Source organism: Streptomyces sp. NPDC051664, assembly GCF_044453545.1.
Lineage (GTDB): Bacteria > Actinomycetota > Actinomycetes > Streptomycetales > Streptomycetaceae > Streptomyces.
On record NZ_JBITCU010000036.1, the window covers coordinates 23750 to 42226 of the forward strand.

General features: G+C 71.8%; 18 protein-coding genes and 1 pseudogene. 7 read left to right on the plus strand and 12 right to left on the minus strand.

What is annotated here, in order from left to right:
- Positions 1 to 58: 58 nt before the first annotated feature.
- Positions 59 to 1462, minus strand: coding sequence for a hypothetical protein (locus ACIA8E_RS35845; protein ID WP_399304643.1), 1404 nt, complete (start codon positions 1460 to 1462; stop codon positions 59 to 61).
- Between the two features lie 175 nt (positions 1463 to 1637).
- Here ACIA8E_RS35845 and ACIA8E_RS35850 point away from each other — a divergent pair, with 175 nt between their 5' ends.
- Entirely contained in the window at positions 1638 to 2930 is a 1293-nt protein-coding gene (locus ACIA8E_RS35850; protein WP_399304645.1) for a molybdopterin-dependent oxidoreductase, read from the plus strand.
- 370 nt (positions 2931 to 3300) lie between these two features.
- On the opposite strand, the gene ACIA8E_RS35855 is transcribed toward ACIA8E_RS35850, so the two are convergent.
- Genes ACIA8E_RS35855 through ACIA8E_RS35865 form a run of 3 tightly spaced genes read right to left on the minus strand, consistent with a single transcriptional unit; the run spans position 3301 to position 5566 of the window.
- Positions 3301 to 4176: a class I SAM-dependent methyltransferase gene (locus tag ACIA8E_RS35855; protein ID WP_399304647.1), complete on the minus strand. Its 876-nt coding sequence runs from the start codon at positions 4174 to 4176 to the stop codon at positions 3301 to 3303.
- Positions 4173 to 4844 (minus strand): DUF2064 domain-containing protein, encoded by a 672-nt coding sequence (locus ACIA8E_RS35860; protein WP_399304649.1) that lies wholly within the window; start codon positions 4842 to 4844, stop codon positions 4173 to 4175. The genes ACIA8E_RS35855 and ACIA8E_RS35860 overlap by 4 nt, the downstream gene beginning before the upstream one ends.
- On the minus strand, positions 4841 to 5566 hold the full coding sequence (locus ACIA8E_RS35865; protein WP_399304651.1) for a glycosyltransferase family 2 protein: 726 nt from the start codon (positions 5564 to 5566) through the stop codon (positions 4841 to 4843). The genes ACIA8E_RS35860 and ACIA8E_RS35865 overlap by 4 nt, the downstream gene beginning before the upstream one ends.
- Positions 5567 to 5689: 123 nt before the next feature.
- Here ACIA8E_RS35865 and ACIA8E_RS35870 point away from each other — a divergent pair, with 123 nt between their 5' ends.
- Together ACIA8E_RS35870 and ACIA8E_RS35875 are read left to right on the plus strand one after the other, a co-directional pair.
- Entirely contained in the window at positions 5690 to 6502 is an 813-nt protein-coding gene (locus ACIA8E_RS35870; RefSeq protein WP_399304653.1) for a response regulator transcription factor, read from the plus strand.
- Complete coding sequence (locus tag ACIA8E_RS35875; protein ID WP_399304655.1) at positions 6499 to 7614, plus strand: sensor histidine kinase; 1116 nt, start codon at positions 6499 to 6501, stop codon at positions 7612 to 7614. Before ACIA8E_RS35870 ends, ACIA8E_RS35875 begins: the two co-directional genes overlap by 4 nt.
- Here the strand turns inward: ACIA8E_RS35875 and ACIA8E_RS35880 are convergent.
- From ACIA8E_RS35880 to ACIA8E_RS35895, 4 genes and pseudogenes are all read right to left on the minus strand, one after another.
- Complete coding sequence (locus ACIA8E_RS35880; RefSeq protein WP_399304657.1) at positions 7605 to 8687, minus strand: NAD-dependent epimerase/dehydratase family protein; 1083 nt, start codon at positions 8685 to 8687, stop codon at positions 7605 to 7607. The two genes, ACIA8E_RS35875 and ACIA8E_RS35880, sit on opposite strands and share 10 nt — an antisense overlap.
- 93 nt (positions 8688 to 8780) lie before the next feature.
- On the minus strand, positions 8781 to 10658 hold the full coding sequence (locus ACIA8E_RS35885) for an alkyl/aryl-sulfatase (RefSeq protein ID WP_399304659.1): 1878 nt from the start codon (positions 10656 to 10658) through the stop codon (positions 8781 to 8783).
- A gap of 231 nt (positions 10659 to 10889) precedes the next feature.
- Positions 10890 to 11386, minus strand: a pseudogene (locus tag ACIA8E_RS35890) (hypothetical protein); the annotation flags it as partial.
- Positions 11387 to 11404: 18 nt separating this feature from the next.
- The gene (locus ACIA8E_RS35895; protein ID WP_399304661.1) at positions 11405 to 11854 is read right to left on the minus strand and encodes a hypothetical protein; all 450 of its coding nucleotides are present in this window, start codon (positions 11852 to 11854) and stop codon (positions 11405 to 11407) included.
- 539 nt (positions 11855 to 12393) lie between these two features.
- On the opposite strand from ACIA8E_RS35895, the gene ACIA8E_RS35900 reads away from it, so the two are divergent.
- The 4 genes from ACIA8E_RS35900 (at position 12394) to ACIA8E_RS35915 (ending at position 15459) form a co-directional block, all read left to right on the plus strand.
- Positions 12394 to 12747, plus strand: a complete 354-nt coding sequence (locus ACIA8E_RS35900) for a MerR family transcriptional regulator (RefSeq protein WP_313938354.1) — start codon at positions 12394 to 12396, stop codon at positions 12745 to 12747.
- A gap of 305 nt (positions 12748 to 13052) precedes the next feature.
- On the plus strand, positions 13053 to 13256 hold the full coding sequence (locus ACIA8E_RS35905) for a cold-shock protein (RefSeq protein WP_015609674.1): 204 nt from the start codon (positions 13053 to 13055) through the stop codon (positions 13254 to 13256).
- A gap of 275 nt (positions 13257 to 13531) precedes the next feature.
- On the plus strand, positions 13532 to 15097 hold the full coding sequence (locus ACIA8E_RS35910) for a DEAD/DEAH box helicase (protein WP_399304663.1): 1566 nt from the start codon (positions 13532 to 13534) through the stop codon (positions 15095 to 15097).
- Between the two features lie 53 nt (positions 15098 to 15150).
- Positions 15151 to 15459, plus strand: coding sequence for an SCO5918 family protein (locus ACIA8E_RS35915; RefSeq protein WP_376258401.1), 309 nt, complete (start codon positions 15151 to 15153; stop codon positions 15457 to 15459).
- A gap of 87 nt (positions 15460 to 15546) precedes the next feature.
- Here the strand turns inward: ACIA8E_RS35915 and crcB (ACIA8E_RS35920) are convergent, their stop codons facing one another.
- From crcB (ACIA8E_RS35920) to ACIA8E_RS35935, 4 genes are all read right to left on the minus strand, one after another.
- On the minus strand, positions 15547 to 15921 hold the full coding sequence (crcB, locus tag ACIA8E_RS35920) for a fluoride efflux transporter CrcB (protein ID WP_399304666.1): 375 nt from the start codon (positions 15919 to 15921) through the stop codon (positions 15547 to 15549).
- A complete protein-coding gene (locus ACIA8E_RS35925; protein WP_399304668.1) occupies positions 15918 to 16301 on the minus strand; it encodes a DUF190 domain-containing protein in 384 nt (127 codons plus the stop codon). Before ACIA8E_RS35925 ends, crcB (ACIA8E_RS35920) begins: the two co-directional genes overlap by 4 nt.
- Positions 16298 to 16744, minus strand: coding sequence for a fluoride efflux transporter CrcB (gene crcB / locus ACIA8E_RS35930; RefSeq protein ID WP_399304670.1), 447 nt, complete (start codon positions 16742 to 16744; stop codon positions 16298 to 16300). The genes ACIA8E_RS35925 and crcB (ACIA8E_RS35930) overlap by 4 nt, the downstream gene beginning before the upstream one ends.
- A 326-nt stretch (positions 16745 to 17070) precedes the next feature.
- Positions 17071 to 18453 (minus strand): glycosyltransferase family 39 protein, encoded by a 1383-nt coding sequence (locus ACIA8E_RS35935; protein WP_399304672.1) that lies wholly within the window; start codon positions 18451 to 18453, stop codon positions 17071 to 17073.
- Between the last annotated feature and the right edge of the window lie 24 nt (positions 18454 to 18477).

An 18477-nucleotide genomic window follows, 5' to 3' on the forward strand; every position in this document is an offset into this window, starting at 1 on the left:
TCACCTGTACCCGGTGCGCGATCGGTTCAAGGACCCTGCTCGGTCACGTGGCACTCCGTTACCACCCCGTCCAGAGCAGGTGGTTGACCAGCAGGGCGACGAGGCCCTGCGCGATCAGCCAGCCGCGTCGGGTGTCCGGGGGAAGCAGCGTGGCGGCGGGCAGGAGCCAGAGGACGAACGGCTGCCAGATGCGTTCCGTCTCCGCCTTGCTCATCCCGGACAGATCCGCGACGAGGAGAGCGAGGAGCGCGGCCAGGGTGAGGAGGATCAGCCGGTGCCGGGCGGAGGTGGTGCCGGTGCGCAGGGTGCGTACGGATCCCGGGGCACCGGCCGCGGCCCGGCGGAGGCCGGCGACCGTGGCGAGACCGGCGGAGACCGTGGTGGCCGCGAGGTTCGCCCAGACCCAGTAGGAGTACGGACGGGTCCCGCCCGCCCCCTGGTAGTACCGCTCGACCAGCAGCCGGTACCCCTCCCACCAGTTGAAGCCCGCCAGGGTGAACGCGACGGGGACGACGAGCGCCCCGAGAAGGAAGAGGGGCACGGGGCGGGCCGTGCGGGTCAGGAGGAGGACGGTGAGGAGCAGGAGCGCGATGAGCGTCAGACCGTACGAGAGATAGCAGGTCAGGCCGTAGAGCAGCCCGGAACCGAGGGCGGCGGCCGCGGCGGCGGGGCGGGGGCTGTGGGGCCGGCGCGTCGCCGCCAGGGCGAGGAGCGCGACCGACCATGCGGCGACCGCGGCGAAGTAGCCGTCCGCCGAGGCTCCCGTCCAGACCGCCATCGGCGCGAGGACGAGGAACGGCGCGGCGCCCCGCGCCAGGCGTTCGTCGGCCAGGGCGCGCACCGCGACCAGCGCCGCGACCACCGCGGAGCCACCGAGCACGATGCACCACACACCGGCCCATCCGCCGCCGCCCAGTCCGATCCGGTCCAGCAGGACGAAAGTGAGCGTGGCGCCCGGCGGATGACCGGCGACATGCGCGGGCCAGTTGTCCGGACGGCCGCTCAGGATGTGGCCGGTGAAGCCGTGCAGGGCCGCCCCGATATCGCCGAATCGGCTGATGACCTGGAGATATTCGTGCTTCGTGGTGAGCCGGTCGGCGATGCCCCGGCCCCAGCCGTCGATCATCGCCAGCGAGAGGATCCAGACGAGGGAGGCGCCCCACGCGGTGGCGAGCAGGCCCCGCCAGGGCAGCCGGTCGGCGAGGCCCGGCCCGTACGCGACGACGGCCGCGGCGACGACGACGGCGGCCGCGGTGCCGGGGCCGGTGTGCGGATACCAGGACGCCAGCAGAGGCGGCCAGTGGGCGACCAGGGTTCCGTCGGCGTCCTGGATCGCTCGCCCGATCAGGACGGCCGCGGTGACGAGCAGGACACCCGCGGCGGCGGCGATCAGATCGCCGCGGCGGCCGGTGGTGCGCTGCTGCGGGGGGTGGTGGCCGGTGGTGCGTTCCTCGGTCTTCACGTAGGCACGCTATGCAGGGTGGGGCGGCTGCGGGCGGTGCCGCCGGGCCACGTCACCGAACTGTCAGATCCGGCCCGGAGATCTTGGCCCGGTTGGCCGTCGCGGGGAGTGACGTCAGCGTTTCGTCAGGAGTCGTGCGGGCCCGGGTCCGGCAGCCCGGGCATAGCTTCGGGGCATGGGCGACACACGACACGGCAGAGCATCCCGCATCCCGTTCCCGTCGTTCCCGGACCGGTCCCGAGTCCTGGAACGGCTGCCTTCCGCGCCCGGGTTCTGGCGCAGTCCGGTGCGCGGTGTCCGGTTCACGGCGGTGCTCGGTCTCGTCCTCCTCGTCGGGCTGACGCTGGTGTTCGTGACGGGTCTGCTGTCGTACGCCGCGTACAACCCGAATCTCGCCGCGGTCAACGACAAGACGCCGGGCAAGGGGCTGCTGGGGTTCTACCTCTTCGCCTGGCCGACCGGGCCGCACTGGCTGTACCGGCTGGACCAGGGAGTGCATGTCACGGGCGGCATCGTGCTCGTACCGGTGCTGCTGGCGAAGCTGTGGTCGGTGATCCCGAAACTCTTCGCGCTGCCGCCGGCCCGGTCGGTGGGGCATGCGTTGGAACGGGTCTCGTTGCTGCTGCTCGTCGGCGGGGCACTGTTCGAGTTCCTCACGGGGCTGCTCAACATCCAGCTGGAGTACGTGTTTCCGGGGTCGTTCTATCCGCTGCACTTCTACGGCGCGTGGGTGTTCTTCGCCGGGTTCGTCGCCCATGTCGGGCTGAAGCTCCCACGGGCCGTACGGGTGCTGCGCAGCGGGGGACTGCGCGGTGAAGTGGATGAGCTGGCGGCCCCCGCCCCCGACGCGCCCACCATCTCCCGGCGCGGCGCTTTCGCCATGGTGGGCGCCGGATCGCTGCTCCTGCTGGTCACCTCGGTGGGCCGGAGTTTCGACGCGCTGCGGAGCACCGCTCTCCTCACCCCGCGCGGGGTCGCCGACCCCGGATCGGGACCCAACGGGTTCCAGATCAACAAGACGGCCGCGTCCGTCCGGGTCACCCCGGCCGATACGGGGGAACGGTGGCAGCTGAGCGTCCAAGGCCCTGTCGGGGAACTCACGTTCACCCGGGAACAGCTGCTGGCCATGGACCAGTACAGCGCGGCGCTGCCGATCGCCTGCGTGGAGGGCTGGTCGACCTCGGACCAGTGGTGGCGCGGAGTGCGGCTGCGGGACCTGGCGGCGCTCGCGGGGTATCCGGACCGGCCGCCGGGAGTGCTCGTCGAGTCGGTGCAGCGCAGCGGACCGTTCCGCAAGGCGGCACTGCGGGACAACCAGGTGCGCGACCCGCGCTCGCTGCTGGCGCTGGAGGTCAACGGCGAGACACTGTCGCCGGATCACGGGTTTCCGGCACGGATCATCGTGCCGGCCGCGCCCGGTGTGCTGAACACCAAATGGGTGACCCGGCTGACGTTCGGAGAGCTGTGATGAGACGGAGCGGCGAGCGCACCGGAGAGCGGACGAAGCGGACGAAGGCGACCGGACCGGGGGCGGTCTTCAGGCGTTGGTACGGGGAAGGGCCGCTGCAACTCGTCCTGCTGGCCGCCACGTTCGCGCTCGCTGGCTATGCGGGAGTGCGGCTGCTGGAGGGGGACACGTTCGCCGTGGTGGTGTGGTTCGTCGGGTCGGCGCTGCTGCACGACCTGGTGCTGCTGCCGGTGTACGCGACGGCGGACCGGGTCGTACGCGTGGCGCTCGGGCCGCGCTCCGGCCTGGTCAACTTCGTCCGCGTACCGGCCTTCCTGTCCGGGCTGCTCCTGCTGATGTGGTTCCCGCTGATCACCAGGCAGGCGAAGCACTACGAGCCGGCGAGCGGACTGTCCCCCGACGTCTTCCTCGGGAACTGGCTGCTGATCACAGCTGTGCTGTTCGCGGCGTCGGCGCTCTGGCTCATGGTCCGGACCCTCCGGTCGCGGCGCAGGGCGACGAAGGGGCGGTCGTCCGCCACCCACTGATCGACCGGGTGCCAGCCGTTCGGCTGCGCGTACCGCAGCAGGGCAGGGGTGCCGATCCTGGCCCACGGGAAGTGCCCGTCCCCGGCATCGGCACGGTCCGGCCCGCCGGCCCCGTCGGGTGCGCGGCGTCCGTCGTACAACCGGACCTGGACCCGCTCGTCGATGTCCGGCGACACGGTCTCCGCGATGAGCAGACCGCCGGGGGCGAGCAGCTCCGCGGTGCGCAGCAGGAGGCCGTGCGGGTCGCCGCCGATGCCGATGTTGCCGTCGATGAGCAGGACGGTGCCCCAGCGGCCCTCGCCGGGCAGCGGGTCGAAGACGGAACGGCGCAGCGCCGAGCCGCCGATCCGCAGCGTGTGGGCGACGGCCGTCTCGCTCACGTCGATGCCGAGCGCACGGTGGCCGCGGGCGGCCAGTTCCGCGACGAGGCGGCCGGGCCCGCAGCCGATGTCGAGGACCGGCCCTTCGCAGCGGTGCAGCGCTGACAGGTCGGCGGCGTCGGCGCCCCCGCACCAGCGCTCGACGTCCAGGGGGAGCAGCCAGCCGTCCGTGCGGCGGAGGAAGAGCGGACCGTGGCCGTTGCGCAGCGCGTCGGCGTACGGGTCGGTGCTCCACGGGGCGATGTCCGGATGCACGGTGCCGGGGTGTTCGGTGTCCGGGTGCCGGGTGTCCGGGGTCACGGGAGTCAGCACCGAGCGGTTCGGCACCGTCCCGCTCATCGGCTCGCCGCCCCGGTCAGCCGGGCGAGGGTCGAGGCGAACCGTCCGTGCGGTGCGGCAGCTGCGACGTGCGCGGCGTCAGCCGCGGTGTCCACGTCCCGCAGCGGCGGCAGATCGCGCACGGTCAGCCCCGCGTCGACGAGCCGGCGCCGCTGGACGGTGCCGGTCTCCGGGGTGGACATGGGCACGCCGAGCACCAGGTCCGGGTCGGGTGCGGCCAGGCCCAGCGCCCAGAAGCCGCCGTCGTCGGCGGGCCCGAACCAGGCGTCGCACCCGTCCCAGGCGTCCGGGGAGAGCGCGGGCGTCAGATCGGCGGCGGTGATCTGAGGGGTGTCCATGCCGATGAGCAACGCCGGTCCGGCACAGCCGCCGAACGCCGCCGCGAGCCGTTCGTCGAGGCGGCCGGTGGACTGCGCGACGACTTCGATGCCGGGTGGCAGCCAGGGGCCGGGCCGTCCGTCGAGCACGAGGACGCGCCGCCGGGCCGGCAGCGAGAGCGCCGTGCGCAGCGTGTCACTGAGCGCCGCCTCGGCGAGCTGCGCGGCTTCGGCGGGGGTGAAGGGCGGGGTCAGCCGCGTCTTGACGAGGCCGGGCAGCGGTTCCTTGGCGATCACGAGGAGCGTGGTGGGGCCCGGCGCGACGCCGCGGCGGGCGGGCGCCACGCTCATCGGGACGCCCCCGGGCGTACCGCCCGTGGCGACATGGTTCCCGGCGGCTCGCGCAGGACGGCGCGCATGTCGCGTACCGCCTGCCACGTTCCCCGCCAGGTGCCGGTCACCTTGGATCTGCCGGTGCGCGGGAGGTAGGGGACATCCGTCTCCGCGACCCGCAGCCCGGCGTCCGACGCGCGTACCACCATCTGCAGCGGGTAGCCGCTGCGCCGGTCGGTGAGGTCCAATGCCAGCAGGTCCGCCCGGCGCCCGGCCCGCATCGGACCGAGGTCGTGCAGGCGCAGGCCTGTCCGGCGGCGCAGCATGCGGGCGAGCGCCAGGTTCCCCGCGCGGGCGTGCAGGGGCCAGGCGCCGCGGCCCTCGGGGCGCCGGCGGCCCAGCAGCAGATCCGTGTCCCCGTCGGCGATCCGGCCTACGAAGCCGGGCAGCAGCCCCGGGTCGAGCGAGCCGTCGCAGTCGCAGAAGCAGACGAACTCCGCCCCGGCGGCGAGCAGACCGGCATGGCACGCGGCGCCGAAGCCGCGCCGCGGCTCGTGCACGACGGTCGCCCCGAGGGAGCGGGCGAGGTCCGCCGATCCGTCGGTGGAGCCGTTGTCGACGACGATGGCGCGCCAGCCGTACGGGATGCCGGCCAGTACCCGGGGCAGCGCCGCGGCCTCGTTCAGACAGGGCAGGACCACATCGGCGCGCGGGGACTGAGTGCGGAAGGAGTCGGTCACCTCGCTCACCCTACGGAGCAGAAACCGGCATTTCGGGCATCAGGTTCTTACGAAAGCCGGACGTCGGCCCTTCGGCGGACGGCCGACCGGCTCTCCCGGCAGCCGGGATGCCAAAGTGGCTGTATGGAGAACATCCCGGACGCCCCGGGTCCCGGCACCGCCCCCGGCGTTCCGCGTGGCCATGTCCTCGTCGTGGACGACGATCCGACGGTCGCCGAGGTGGTCGTCGGCTATCTGGACCGGGCGGGTTACGACGTCCGGCGGGCCGGCGACGGTCCGGCGGCGCTGGAGTGCTTCACGGCGCGCCGCCCGGACCTGGTCGTCCTCGATCTGATGCTGCCCGGAATGGACGGCTTCGAGGTCTGCCGCAGGATGCGGGCGCACGGCCGTGTGCCGGTCATCATGCTGACGGCACGCGGCGACGAGGACGACCGCATCCTGGGCCTGGAGACGGGCGCGGACGACTACGTCACCAAGCCGTTCAGCCCGCGTGAGCTCGTGCTGCGCGTCGATGCGGTGCTGCGCCGCGGCCGGGGAGCGGCGCCCGGCGCGGCTGCCGCCGGGGCCCCGCTGGAGTGCGCCGGACTCCGTCTCGATCCCGTGGCCCGCCGCGCGGTGCGGGACGGCCGCGAGCTCGCCCTCACCCTCCGGGAGTTCGACCTCCTGACCTTCTTCCTGCGCCATCCCGGCCGGGTGTTCACCCGGGAGGAACTGATGCGGGAGGTCTGGGGGTGGGACTTCGGGGACCTGTCGACGGTGACGGTCCACGTCCGGCGGCTGCGTGGCAAGGTCGAGACGGATCCGGCCCGTCCGCAGCTGATCCAGACGGTGTGGGGCGTGGGCTACCGCCTGGACCCGGCCCCGGTCCCGGCCCGCGCGGACGGCACGAGAACCGCCCCGCCGGGCGCCCCGACCACGGATGCGGACCCCTCATGACCGACCTCCTCCTCATCGCGCTCCTCGCGTTCCTGGGCGCCGCAGCGGCCGGGCTTCTCGGTGCACTGGTCCTGCGCCTCTTCCGGCACCGTTCGCTCGTCGTGTCGCTGGCCGTCGTCGCCGCCGTCGCCGTGACCGCGATGCTCGCCGGGACCCTCGCGGTCGCCTGGGCGATGTTCCTGTCGGCGCACGATCTGACCGTCGTCACGACCGTCGTCGCCATGGCCGCCGTGGTGTCCCTCGCCACGGCGATGCTGCTGGGCCGCTGGATCGCTGCCAGGAGCCTGGACCTGGCGCTCGCGGCCCGTTCGTTCGGCGACGGCGGTACGTTCGCCGCCCCCGAGGAGCAGGCGACCGCCGAACTCTCCTACCTGGCAAAGGAACTGGCGGCCACCAGCGCCAAGCTCGACAGCTCCCGGGAGCGCGAACGCGCACTGGAGACGTCGCGCCGTGAGCTCGTCGCATGGATCTCGCACGATCTGCGGACCCCGCTCGCCGGGCTGCGGGCCATGTCGGAGGCGCTGGAGGACGGCATGGCCGCCGACTCCGGCCGCTACCTGCGACAGATACGGACCGAGGTGGAACGCATGAACGACATGGTCGGCGACCTCTTCGAACTCTCCCGGATCCACGCCGGATCGCTCACCCTGACCCCCACCCGCATCTCCGCGTACGACCTGGTCGGCGACGCCCTCGCGGGCGCGGACCCGCTGGCGCGCGAGCACGGGGTGCGGCTCGTCGGCGACCGTATCGACGCCGTGCCGGTGGAGGTCGACAGCAAGGAGATGAGCCGGGTCCTGGGGAACCTCCTGATCAACGCGATCCGCCGCACGCCGGCCGACGGCACGGTCGCGGTGGCCGCTCGCCGCGCCGACGGCGGGGTGGTGCTGTCGGTGACGGACGGCTGCGGTGGCATCCCCGAGGAGGACCTGCCGAGGGTCTTCGACACGGGCTGGCGCGGCAGCCACGCCCGTACGCCACCCGCCGGTGCGGGACTCGGGCTGGCGATCGTCCGCGGCATCGTGGAGGCGCACGACGGCCGGGCGGAGGTCCGCAACGTCACGGGCGGCTGCTGCTTCGAGGTCACCCTCCCGGCGGCCGCTCAGGCATGAGCGGGCCGTCCTCGACCGCCCGCCGGTCCCGACCTCAGCTCCGCCTCCGCGAACTCCTTCATCCCCTCCGCGAACCCCACCTCCGGCCGCCAGCCCAGCTCCTCCCGCAGCCGGCGCGAGTCCGCCGTCACATGGCGTACGTCCCCGAGCCGGTACCCACCGGTGATCTCCGGTGCCGGGCCACCGTGCGCGGAGGCGAGTGCCGCGGCCATCTCGCCGATCGTGTGCGGTTCGCCGCTGCCCGTGTTGTACGCGGTGAAGCTGCCGGCCGGCCGGTCCCGCACGGCCTCCATCGCCACTGCGTTGGCGGCCGCCACGTCGCGTACGTGGACGAAGTCCCGCCGCTGGCAGCCGTCCTCGAAGACCTGCGGTGCCTCGCCCCGGGCCAGCGACGAGCGGAAGAAGGACGCGACACCCGCGTACGGGGTGTCGCGCGGCATCCCCGGCCCGTACACGTTGTGGTACCGCAGGGCCGTCGCCCGGCCGCCCGTCGCCCGCGCCCACGCGGCGGCGAGATGTTCCTGGGCGAGCTTCGTCGCCGCGTACACATTGCGTGGATCGGCCGGCGCGTCCTCGGCGACCAGGCCCGGGGTCAACTCGTTCCCGCAATGCGGGCAACGCGGTTCGAACCGGCCCGCCGCCAGATCGTCCACGGCTCGCGGACCGGGCCGGACCTGCCCGTGCCGGGGACAGTCGTACCGCCCCTCGCCGTACACGACCATCGACCCGGCGAGCACCAGATCGCGCACCCCGGCCCGGGCCGTCTCCGCCAGCAGGACAGCCGTCCCCAGGTCGTTGCAGCCGACGTACTCAGGGGCGTCCGCGAAGTCCTTGCCCAGACCGACCATCGCGGCCTGGTGGCAGACCGCGTCGACGCCCCGCAGCGCATCGGCCACGGCGTCCCGGTCCCGTACATCGGCGACGATCATTCCTTCCCGGCCGCTGCGGGCACCCCCACCGTGCGCCGACTCCAGCAGCGCGTCGAACACGACCACTTCATGGCCGTGCGCGACCAGCGCCTCGGCGATGTGTCCCCCGATGAACCCGGCTCCGCCGGTGAGCAGTACACGCATGACGCCACGTTAGGTCGCCCGGCGCGCTCCGCTCCGTTGCCGTACGGACACGTCACCGGAGCGTAAGAAGCGGGAACACCGGGTCGCGCGCGGTCATGGCGTCACGATGGGGAAGTCCGGGTCGGTGGTGTCCAGGACCGAGACCAGGGTCCGGAGCGCGCCGATGTCCCCGGTGTGCTCGATGGTGTCGAGCCCCTTCCCGGCCAGCAGGTCCAGCAGCTGCGGCCGGGTCAGGGTGAACGTCACGTCGGCGGGGGTGCCTTCGAATCCGGGGGCACCTTCGAAGCCGACGGCGGTCTCCACCGGATCCATTCTCGTCGGTACGAGGGCGCCGTTGCGCAGGCTGGTGCGGTACCACTCGCCCAGATCGGTGAAGTGCCAGTCCAGAGTGGCCCGGTGATCCCATGCCTCGGGGCCGTTGACGCGGGTGGCCAGCGTGTCGAAGATCTGCTCCACGCTCAGTGCGGTGGTCATGCCTCGGGCGGACAGGGGCGTCTTGGTGACGCCCTGGCGCAGTTCGAGGGCGCCCATGAGATAGCAGTTGCGCCAGGTCGCGTTCTCGGCACCGTGGGCGAGCCGTTCGAAGGTCCGCGCGAGCAGCTCCTTTGCCGCGCTGTGGTCGGGGTCCGCGAAGACCGCGTGCTTGAGCAGCTGGGCGGCGAACCGCAGATCGCCCTCGGAGACGTACTGCCCGGCCCGGGCGACCACCGCGTCGACGCCGCCCATGCAGTCGACGTACCGGCGGGCGGACTCGGTCGGCGGGTGCTCCCAGAGCGAGGAGGGGTGGCCGTCGTACCAGCCCAGGTAGCGCTGGTAGATCGCCTTCGCGTTGTGGCTGACGGAACCGTAGTAGCCGCGGGCGTGCCAGGAGCGGGCGAGGCCGGGCGGCAGCTCGATCAGTTCGGCGATCTCGGTGCCGGTGCGGCCCTGGTTGGCCAGGCGCAGAGTCTGGTCGTGCAGATAGGCGTACAGGTCGCACTGCTCCGACAGGAACGCGGTGAGCCGCTCGGTGCCCCAGGTGGGCCAGTGGTAGGAGGCGAACAGGACGTCGCTCTCGGAGCCGAAGAGCTGGACGGCCTCATCGAGGCAGCGGGACCAGATCCGGGCGTCACGGACCGCGGCGCCGCGCAGCGACAGGATGTTGTGCAGGGTGTGGGTGGCGTTCTCGGCCATGCACAGGGCGCGGTGTTCAGGCAGATGGAAGTTCATCTCCGCGGGCGCCTCGGTGCCGGGCGTCAGCTGGAAGTGGAACACCACGCCGTCGACCGTCTCGACCTGCCCGGTACCGGTGATCTCGATGGTGGCCGGGAGGATGCCGGTGGTTCCGGTGGAGGTCGTGAAGCCGAGGCCAGTCCCGACCAGTCCGGTAGGGCCGCGGCCGAGGTTCATGCCCGAGTAGTAGGCGCCGCGCCTCAGCATGGCCGTGCCGACGGACACGTTCTCGGTGACCGAGTGCTCCATGAAGCTCTGCGGGGCGAGGATCGGTACGTCATCGCCCCGGCCGACGACGCCGTGGATGCCGCCGAAGTGGTCGATGTGCGAATGGGTGAAGAGCACGCCGGTGACGGGCCGGTCGCCACGCTGCTCGCGGTAGAGCGCGAGGCCGGCCGCCGAGGTCTCGGCGGAGATGAGCGGATCGACGACGATCACACCGGTGTCGCCCTCGATGAGAGTCATGTTCGACAGATCGAAGCCGCGGATCTGGTAGATGCCGTCGGTCACCCGGTACAGGCCGGCGCGGGCGCACAGCTGGGACTGCCGCCACAGGCTCGGATTGACGGTGTCAGGGCAGTCGCCGTCCAGGAAAGCGGTGCTCCCGAAATCCCACACCACGCGTCCGTCGTCGGTGCTGATGGCCGTGGACGACGGGCCGGCCACGAAGCCCCGGTCGGCGTTCTCGAAGTCGGCGCGGTCCGTGAAGTCCGGCGTGACCGGAGCGGCAGGTGTGCCCGATGCGGCGGCTGTGGTCATGCTGATCTCCTGGGGCCGATGGCGATATCAGCCGCCGAGCTGGGCATCTGGCCGATGGCGTCGCCCACGAATCCCTCCCGGGGCACGTGAAGCGCGCCGTCCCGGCCCCGTACCGCAGGACGCTTCAGTCCGTAAAAGTCCGTCGGTACACGACTATTTGGGCATGCCTGACGTTACGCAACCGGGGATGCGCCGGGAGAAGCACCAGTGACCGGACGGCCGTCGGACGAGCAGGAACGCGCCCGCTGTCGCCGCGCCCAGCGACGCTCCCGCCACCACCTGTGCGGCGGTGTGGCATCCGAGGGCCACCCGTGACCAGCACACGGCGGCCGTCAGCGCGTACGCCAGGAGCCACCACGGGGAGTGGGCGGCGGCGAGCAGCGCGACGACCGCCGAGGCGACCGACGCGTCCACCGAGATCTTCCCGACGGTGTTGACGGACGGCGGACGACCGTCATCGCCCACAGCGCCGGCATCGTCACCAGGATCCCGGTCGGGGCGTGCCCGACGACCATGAGGACCGAGCCGGCACCGATCGAGCCCAGGACGACGAAGGAGCTCGGCGCACGCAACGGTCGACGACATGCCGGTCGCCAGGTGCCGCGCCCCCACTCCCGCCCGATGTAGCCGGCCGGGACGAGCCCCGCGCACAGGGCGCCGAGCTGGCCCCACAGCAGACCGGTCCAGTGGCCCGCGCCGGCCTCGCACTCCTTCCGCAGCGCACGCAGGCACGCAGGGACATGGGGCTACTGCTCCGACCGGCCGTCGGTTGCGTCGCCCCGGCGGTCCCTGGCGTCCTCCAGGAGCGAGAGCGCGAACTGCAGGAGCTCCGGCGGGAGACCGTCGTCGTCGGGGCCACGGCCTGCCGGCCCGCTGATCTCCCCGGTACGCCGCTTCGCGAGGAACCGCAGACCCGCGACGACATCGTCGACGACCTCGGACTCCTCCTTGAAGAAGCGCCAGTCGACGCCGAAGCCCAGCCCGAGGGCCTTGAGGATCTCCTCGGACGGCTGGGTGACCTTCCCGGCGAGGATGTTCGAGAAGTAACTGTGCGACAGCGAGCCGCCGCGCTCCTTGACCAGGTCCGCGAAGACCCGCCCGGAGATCTTCTGGCCGGGGAAGGTCTCCTCCACCATGTACTCGACCTTCTGCTGCAGCGTCCGCAGCTCCGGCGCGTGTTCTCCGCCGTTGTCCATCGGGGCCCCCACATCCACGTCCGCCGTACGCGCGTCCGTCCGAGCGGAACATCCTGCTCCGGTGCCAGGAGCGGGCTTGCGCAAACACTCTACGTCACTGTTAACTCGAAAAAACATGGGCAAGGGACCACGAGGGGAGTCCCTTGCCCATGAAGTCGCCGTATCGTCCGCGCAGGCCCACAACGAGTCGTAGCCCTTCACGACGGGGGATGCGTGAAGGGCTACGCGTTCATTATGGCCGTCGGCCGGGCCGTCATCAACTGACCGTCCGGTCAGTGTGTCCGACCGGGTGTGCGGACAGGTGTACGAGGATGCGGGCGGACAGGCGTACCGGGACGCGTGCGGACAGGCGTACGGCGGTCCGTCGCGCTCCGGGGCGCCACCCCTGTCCGGCAGGCAGATAATTTCACCTGGCAGGCCCGGGAAATCTGTCGCGGCTATGCTAGAGATGATGGCTCGCACCATGAGAGTTTCTTTTTCGGTCAACGAAATCAGAGACGCTTCCGATGTCTCTCGCCGCGGGCCCGGAAGAGGTGCAAATGCCCGCAGATACCCCTCCGCATGCCGCCGACCGACTCGATGACGACGACTACCCCGCCTACACCATGGGGCGCGCCGCCGAGATGATCGGCGCCACGCCGGGCTTCCTCCGGGCGATCGGTGACGCCCGCCTGATCACGCCCCTGCGGTCCGAGGGCGGCCACCGCCGCTACTCCCGCTACCAGTTGCGTATCGCGGCCCGCGCCCGTGAGCTCGTCGACGGCGGCACGCCGATCGAGGCGGCCTGTCGCATCGTCATCCTGGAGGACCAGCTGGAGGAGGCGCTGCGCCTCAACGCGGAGCTGCGCCGGCCCACGGCGGGTTCGGCCGGTGGGGCGGGCGCGGGGTCCTGAGACCGGGTCCGCGGGACAGAATATCTGCTGTCGCAAGCGCAGAATTTTATCCAATGCGCGATGAGGGTTTATGACACACCGGGCGGAGTGTAATTACTTGCCGCGCCCGGATGCCTCCACCGTGCTAGTGTGGATGCCAGTTGCAGTTGTGGTTCCCAAAACTCCAAGTGCTCTCGCCGACGTAATGAGCCGGTGGGTGCGCTTTTGTATTTCCGGCATTATTGTTCCGGACGGGGTAATCATCGCGGCGACGCGGGGTTCGCACAGTGCGGATCCCCGGGCACTGCCCCAGAAGGAGATAAAACATGGCTACTGGCACCGTTAAGTGGTTCAACGCGGAAAAGGGCTTCGGCTTCATCGAGCAGGATGGTGGCGGCGCTGACGTCTTCGCCCACTACTCGAACATCGCCGCGAGCGGCTTCCGTGAGCTGCAGGAGGGCCAGAAGGTGAACTTCGACGTCACGCAGGGCCAGAAGGGCCCGCAGGCGGAGAACATCACCCCCGCGTGATCCTGCGAATGCTCCGGCGCTGACGCGCTGACACGCACTTGCGCAGCTGGGGCCCGCACCTTGGGGTGCGGGCCCCAGCTCGTTGCTTTTTCCGGGCCCGCCACCGTGCGCCGCCCCCCAGTCCCTGTGACGGACACGGTTCATCCGTGTCGGACACGGCTCATTCTTCGCAGCCGGGCTTCGTCCACGCATTTCATCGGCCCGTTCTTGCGATTCCTGCGCCGCTCCGCCGCAGCGAATTCCTCGATACGCGCCATATCGAGGAAGGGTTCTGCATGAACCGCACAGCTCGCACGAACGACCGTTACTCCCGCAGCGGCGGCTTCCGCTCCCAGGCCGGCAGTGGCCAGGGTGGCCAGAGCCGCTACGGCGCCCCGGGCCGCTCCGGTTCCGGTTCGCGTTCCGGTTCCGGTGGCTACGGCCGTCGGCCCGCCGCCAAGCAGGGCGAGTTCGCCCTGCCGAAGACCATCACCCCCGCGCTGCCCGCCGCCGAGGCGTTCGCCGATCTGGACCTGCCCGCGCCCCTTCTGGCGGCGCTCGCCGCCGAGGGCGTGACCACGCCGTTCCCGATCCAGGCGGCCACGCTGCCCAACTCGCTCGCCGGACGCGACGTCCTCGGCCGCGGCCGCACCGGCTCGGGCAAGACGCTCGCCTTCGGCCTCGCCCTGCTGGCCCGTACCGCAGGCCGGCGCGCCGAACCCCGCTCCCCGCTGGCCCTGGTCCTCGTCCCCACCCGGGAGCTGGCCCAGCAGGTCACCGACGCGCTCACTCCGTACGCCAAGTCGCTGAAGCTGCGCCTGGCGACCGTCGTCGGCGGGATGTCTATCGGCCGGCAGGCCGGCGCGCTGCGCGGCGGCGCCGAAGTTGTCGTCGCCACGCCCGGCCGGCTCAAGGATCTCATCGAGCGCGGCGACGCCCGCCTCGACCGGGTCACCATCACCGTCCTCGACGAGGCCGACCAGATGGCCGACATGGGCTTCATGCCGCAGGTCACCGAGCTGCTCGACCAGGTGGCGCCCGAGGGGCAGCGGATGCTGTTCTCGGCCACCCTGGACCGTAACGTCGACCTGCTGGTCCGCCGCTATCTGCACGACCCGGTGGTCCACTCCGTCGACCCGGCGGCCGGTGCGGTCACGACGATGGAGCACCACGTGCTGTACGTCCACGGCGCCGACAAGTACGCCACCACGACGGAGATCGCGGCGCGCGACGGCCGGGTGATCATGTTCCTGGACACCAAGCACGCCGTGGACAAGCTCACCGACCACCTCCTCAACAGCGGCGTACGGGCTGCCGCGCTGCACGGCGGCAAGTCTCAGCCGCAGCGCACCCGCACCCTGACCCGGTTCAAGACCGGGCACGTCACGGTGTTGGTCGCCACGAACGTCGCGGCCCGAGGCATCCACGTCGACAACCTCGACCTGGTCGTCAACGTCGACCCGCCGAGCGACCACAAGGACTACCTGCACCGCGGCGGCCGCACCGCCCGCGCCGGCGAGTCCGGCAGCGTCGTCACGCTGGTGCTGCCCAATCAGCGCCGTGAGATGACCCGCCTGATGGCCGACGCGGGGATCACCCCGCAGATCGCCCAGGTCCGCTCCGGCGAGGCCGAACTGAACCGGATCACCGGGGCGCAGGCCCCGTCGGGTGTACCGGTCACCATTACGGCACCGGTGACGGAGCGCGCCAGGAGCGGCGCGTCGTCGTCCCGTGGCCGCCGCAGCCGCCCGTCACAGGCGCGCCGCACGTCGGCCGGGACGTCCTCGTCGCAGTCGTCCTCCTCGGCCCGCGGGGGGAGCGGCAGTGCGCCGCGCAGGTCCTCGGGCAACCGCGCGGCCTGAGCAGGACGCGGCCCACTGATCCCGTTCCTTCTCTTCAACCCCGTTGAGGCACTATGCGCTGCGTCATCGCCCGCTTCCCCTTCGACCTGTTCAAGAGCGAGGTCATGGAATCGATGAAGGGCATCAAGCCGGAGCCCGTCACAGGTGATTCGGTGGTCATCGGCCGCCGGGTCTATCCCGTCAAGCAGGTCGGCGAGGTGATCACCCGCCAGGACCGCCGCGACTTCACCTCCGGCGAGGTGACCCGCGCGCTGACCCGTCTCGGCTTCACCTGCCGTACCGCGGACGTGCCCGTCCCGGCGACCGCGCCGACGCCGCTCGAGGCGGCGTCGGCGATGCTCGGATCGGCGACGACCGTCTGACGCCTGGCGGGTGAGAGGCACGAGGGCCGGGGGCCGGGGACGCACGTCCCGGCCCCCGGCCCCTTCGCGCGTGCGTACCGAACGGGCCTACGCCCACAGCGCATCGGCGACCGCGACCCCCGCGAACACCGCGCCCAGCCCCGCCACCACGCTCGCCACGACGTTGGCCGCCGCGTAGAACTTCGCCCCGTCCTCCGCCAGTCGCAGCGTCTCGTAGCTGAACGTCGAGTACGTCGTCAGCGCCCCGCACAGACCCGTACCCACGAAGAGCTGCACCTGCGACGACGCCGCGCCGGCCGCCACCGCTCCGGTGAGCAGGCCCAGCACCAGGGAGCCGGCCACGTTGACCGTGAACGTCCCCCACGGGAAGACCGTGTCGTGCCGGGACTGGACCGCCCGGTCGGTCAGGTAGCGCAGTGGTGCGCCGACCGCCGCGCCGACGATCACCAGCAGCCAGTTCACCGGCTCTCCTCCCGGCCGGGGTAGTGGATGACCTCGCAGGCGTCCAGGACGACCACGCCTTCCCCGATCACCTCGTCGACGAGCGGAAGGAACGCGCGGATCCGCTCCTCCGTGTCCACGATCACGACGGCCACCGGCAGGTCCTCGCTCAGCGACAGCAGCCGCTGGGTGTGGATCATCGACGAGGCGCCGAACCCCTCGATGCCCCGGAACACACTCGCGCCCGCCAGCCCCGCCCGGTGTGCCCGGCGCACGATCTCCGAGTAGAGGGGCCGGTGGTGCCAGCCGTCGGACTCCCCGATGAGGACGGTCAGGCGCAGACCCCGTTCGGTCACCCTGGTCCCCTCGGTCTCGTGCGTCTCCTTGGACTTCCTCGTCATGGCTGCCTCCACGCCAGCACGCGGCGCGTCAGCCACACCGCACTCCACACCGCGGCCAGCGCCGCCAGCAGGGTCAGCCCGAGATACGCGATACCTGTACGGGCCCGGCCTGCGTCCACGAGCCGCTCGATGTCCACCGTGTACGTGGAGAACGTGGTGAACCCGCCCAGCACCCCCGTGCCGAAGAAGGGCCGCACCAGCCGGTGCACCGACCGGACATCGCTGATGACCGCCATGAACACGCCGATCACCGCACACCCGATGACGTTCACCAGCAGCGTCGTCCAGGGGAAACCACCCGGCGGAGTCGTCCAGATCAGCGAAGCCCCGTAACGGCCGCACGCCCCGAGCACACCACCGAGGGCGACGACGGCGACGACGGGCCACTGCCTGCCGGACCACCGCCGGCCTGGCCGCGCGGCCCGCTGCTCGGGTACGGACATGGCAGCCTCGGCGTCCTCGGGTTCATCCGCCGCGGATCCCCGGGACCCTGTGGGTACGGGGGACATGCGTGGCTGCTGGGCTCCCATGGGCATACGTCTCCTACCTGCTGGGTGCCCGTACGCGGGCACACTCCTCCGCAAGTAGGGACCGTTGGCGGCACTGCTGCCGCGGTTCGGGTACGGCGGGCCCCACCGCCGCGCAGCAACCGTCAGTCACCATCACAGTCCCTGCTCGCACCAGAGTATCGCCCGCGTGTGCGCCCCGCCCGGCGCAGCGGCGACGGATGACCGGCGCGTGGCCGGGGCTCGGCCGGGGCTCGGCCGGGTCAGCACCTGCCCGGCCGCGCGTACAGCGTGACCTGGCCACCCTTGGCCTGCACCCGGCGGCAGACGACGAATTCCTGCCGCAGGACGTCCCGCTTGACCGCCTCCTCGGGAAACGCGTCCTCCGGCTGTCCCGGCGGATCGGTGAGCGCCACGATCCGGTCGAACGCGCGCAGCCGGACCCGGATCCGGTCGGCAGAGAACTCGGTGCCTTCAAGCGTGTTGTCGGCCCCCGGGCCCCGCTGCAGGGCCAGATCGGTCAGGCCCCGGAAATCGTCCGGGTAGGAGAGGGCCCATTCCCTCCGTCGCGACGGCATGAAGAGCACACCGGCGTCGTCCGACGCCATGATCCGCACCTGGGCGGCGATGGCGGTGACGTCGTCCTTGCGACTGTCGGGGGTGCGCATCTGGAGCGTCACCGGGAGGAGCGCGACGACCACACCGGCCGCCGCGGTGCCGAACACCACGGCCCGCGACCGGTGCGCCGCCGGCCGGGCGGCCCGGCCGGCGGCGCCCCACAGGCGGTCCACGGCCACCCCGATGAGCAGGGCCAGGGCGAGCTGGGAGCAGAGGACATAGCGGTCCAGGTACATCGGGTCGTAGAGGGAGGCGAGGAGGAGCGTGGCCGTGGGCACGATCAGCAGCGGCAGGGCCAGCCTGACCAGACGGAGCACGCCCGCCCGCGCCCTCGTACCCGTGGCCGGTTCCCCCGGCTTCGTCGCGTACCCGGCGCAGAGCACGCCGACGAGGGTGACGGCCGCGATGACGAGCCATTCGCCCGGATGCGGCCACCCGATCCAGGAAACCTGCCCCGACTGGCCCGCGGACCGCAGGGCGAGGGGGGTGACCGCGACCACGGACAGCCCTGCGGCGACCGCCCAGGACCGCATCAGCGCACGGGGCAGCCGCGAGAGGTACAGCGTCAGGCCGTGGGCGGGCAGGGCGAGGACCGCGAATTCGTGAAGCCATCCGGCGGCGACGACGGTGAGTGCGTACGCGGTCCAGCGCCGGCGGGAGGAATCGTCGACGGCGCCGACGAACAGATGAGTGGAGAGGGCGATGAGCGCGCACACCATGGCGTAGGAGCGGCCCTCCTGCGCGTACATCTGGACCATGGGCAGGAGAGCGAAGGCAAGACCGCCGATGAGTCCGGTACGGGGGCCCGCGAGGCGGTTTCCGGTCGACGCCACCAGAAAGGCGGAGACGGAAGTCGCGAGCACCGACGGGAGCCGGAGTGTCACGAGACTGTCGCCCCCCACGGCGAACAGCGCGTGCATGAAGAAGTAGTAGAGGCCGTGCACCGCATCGGCATTGCCGAGCAGATGCCAGATCTCGAAGAGGCTTCGATGGGCGACCTGGTACGTCACCGACTCGTCGCGCCACATGGAGTTTTCGCGACGGATCCCCCA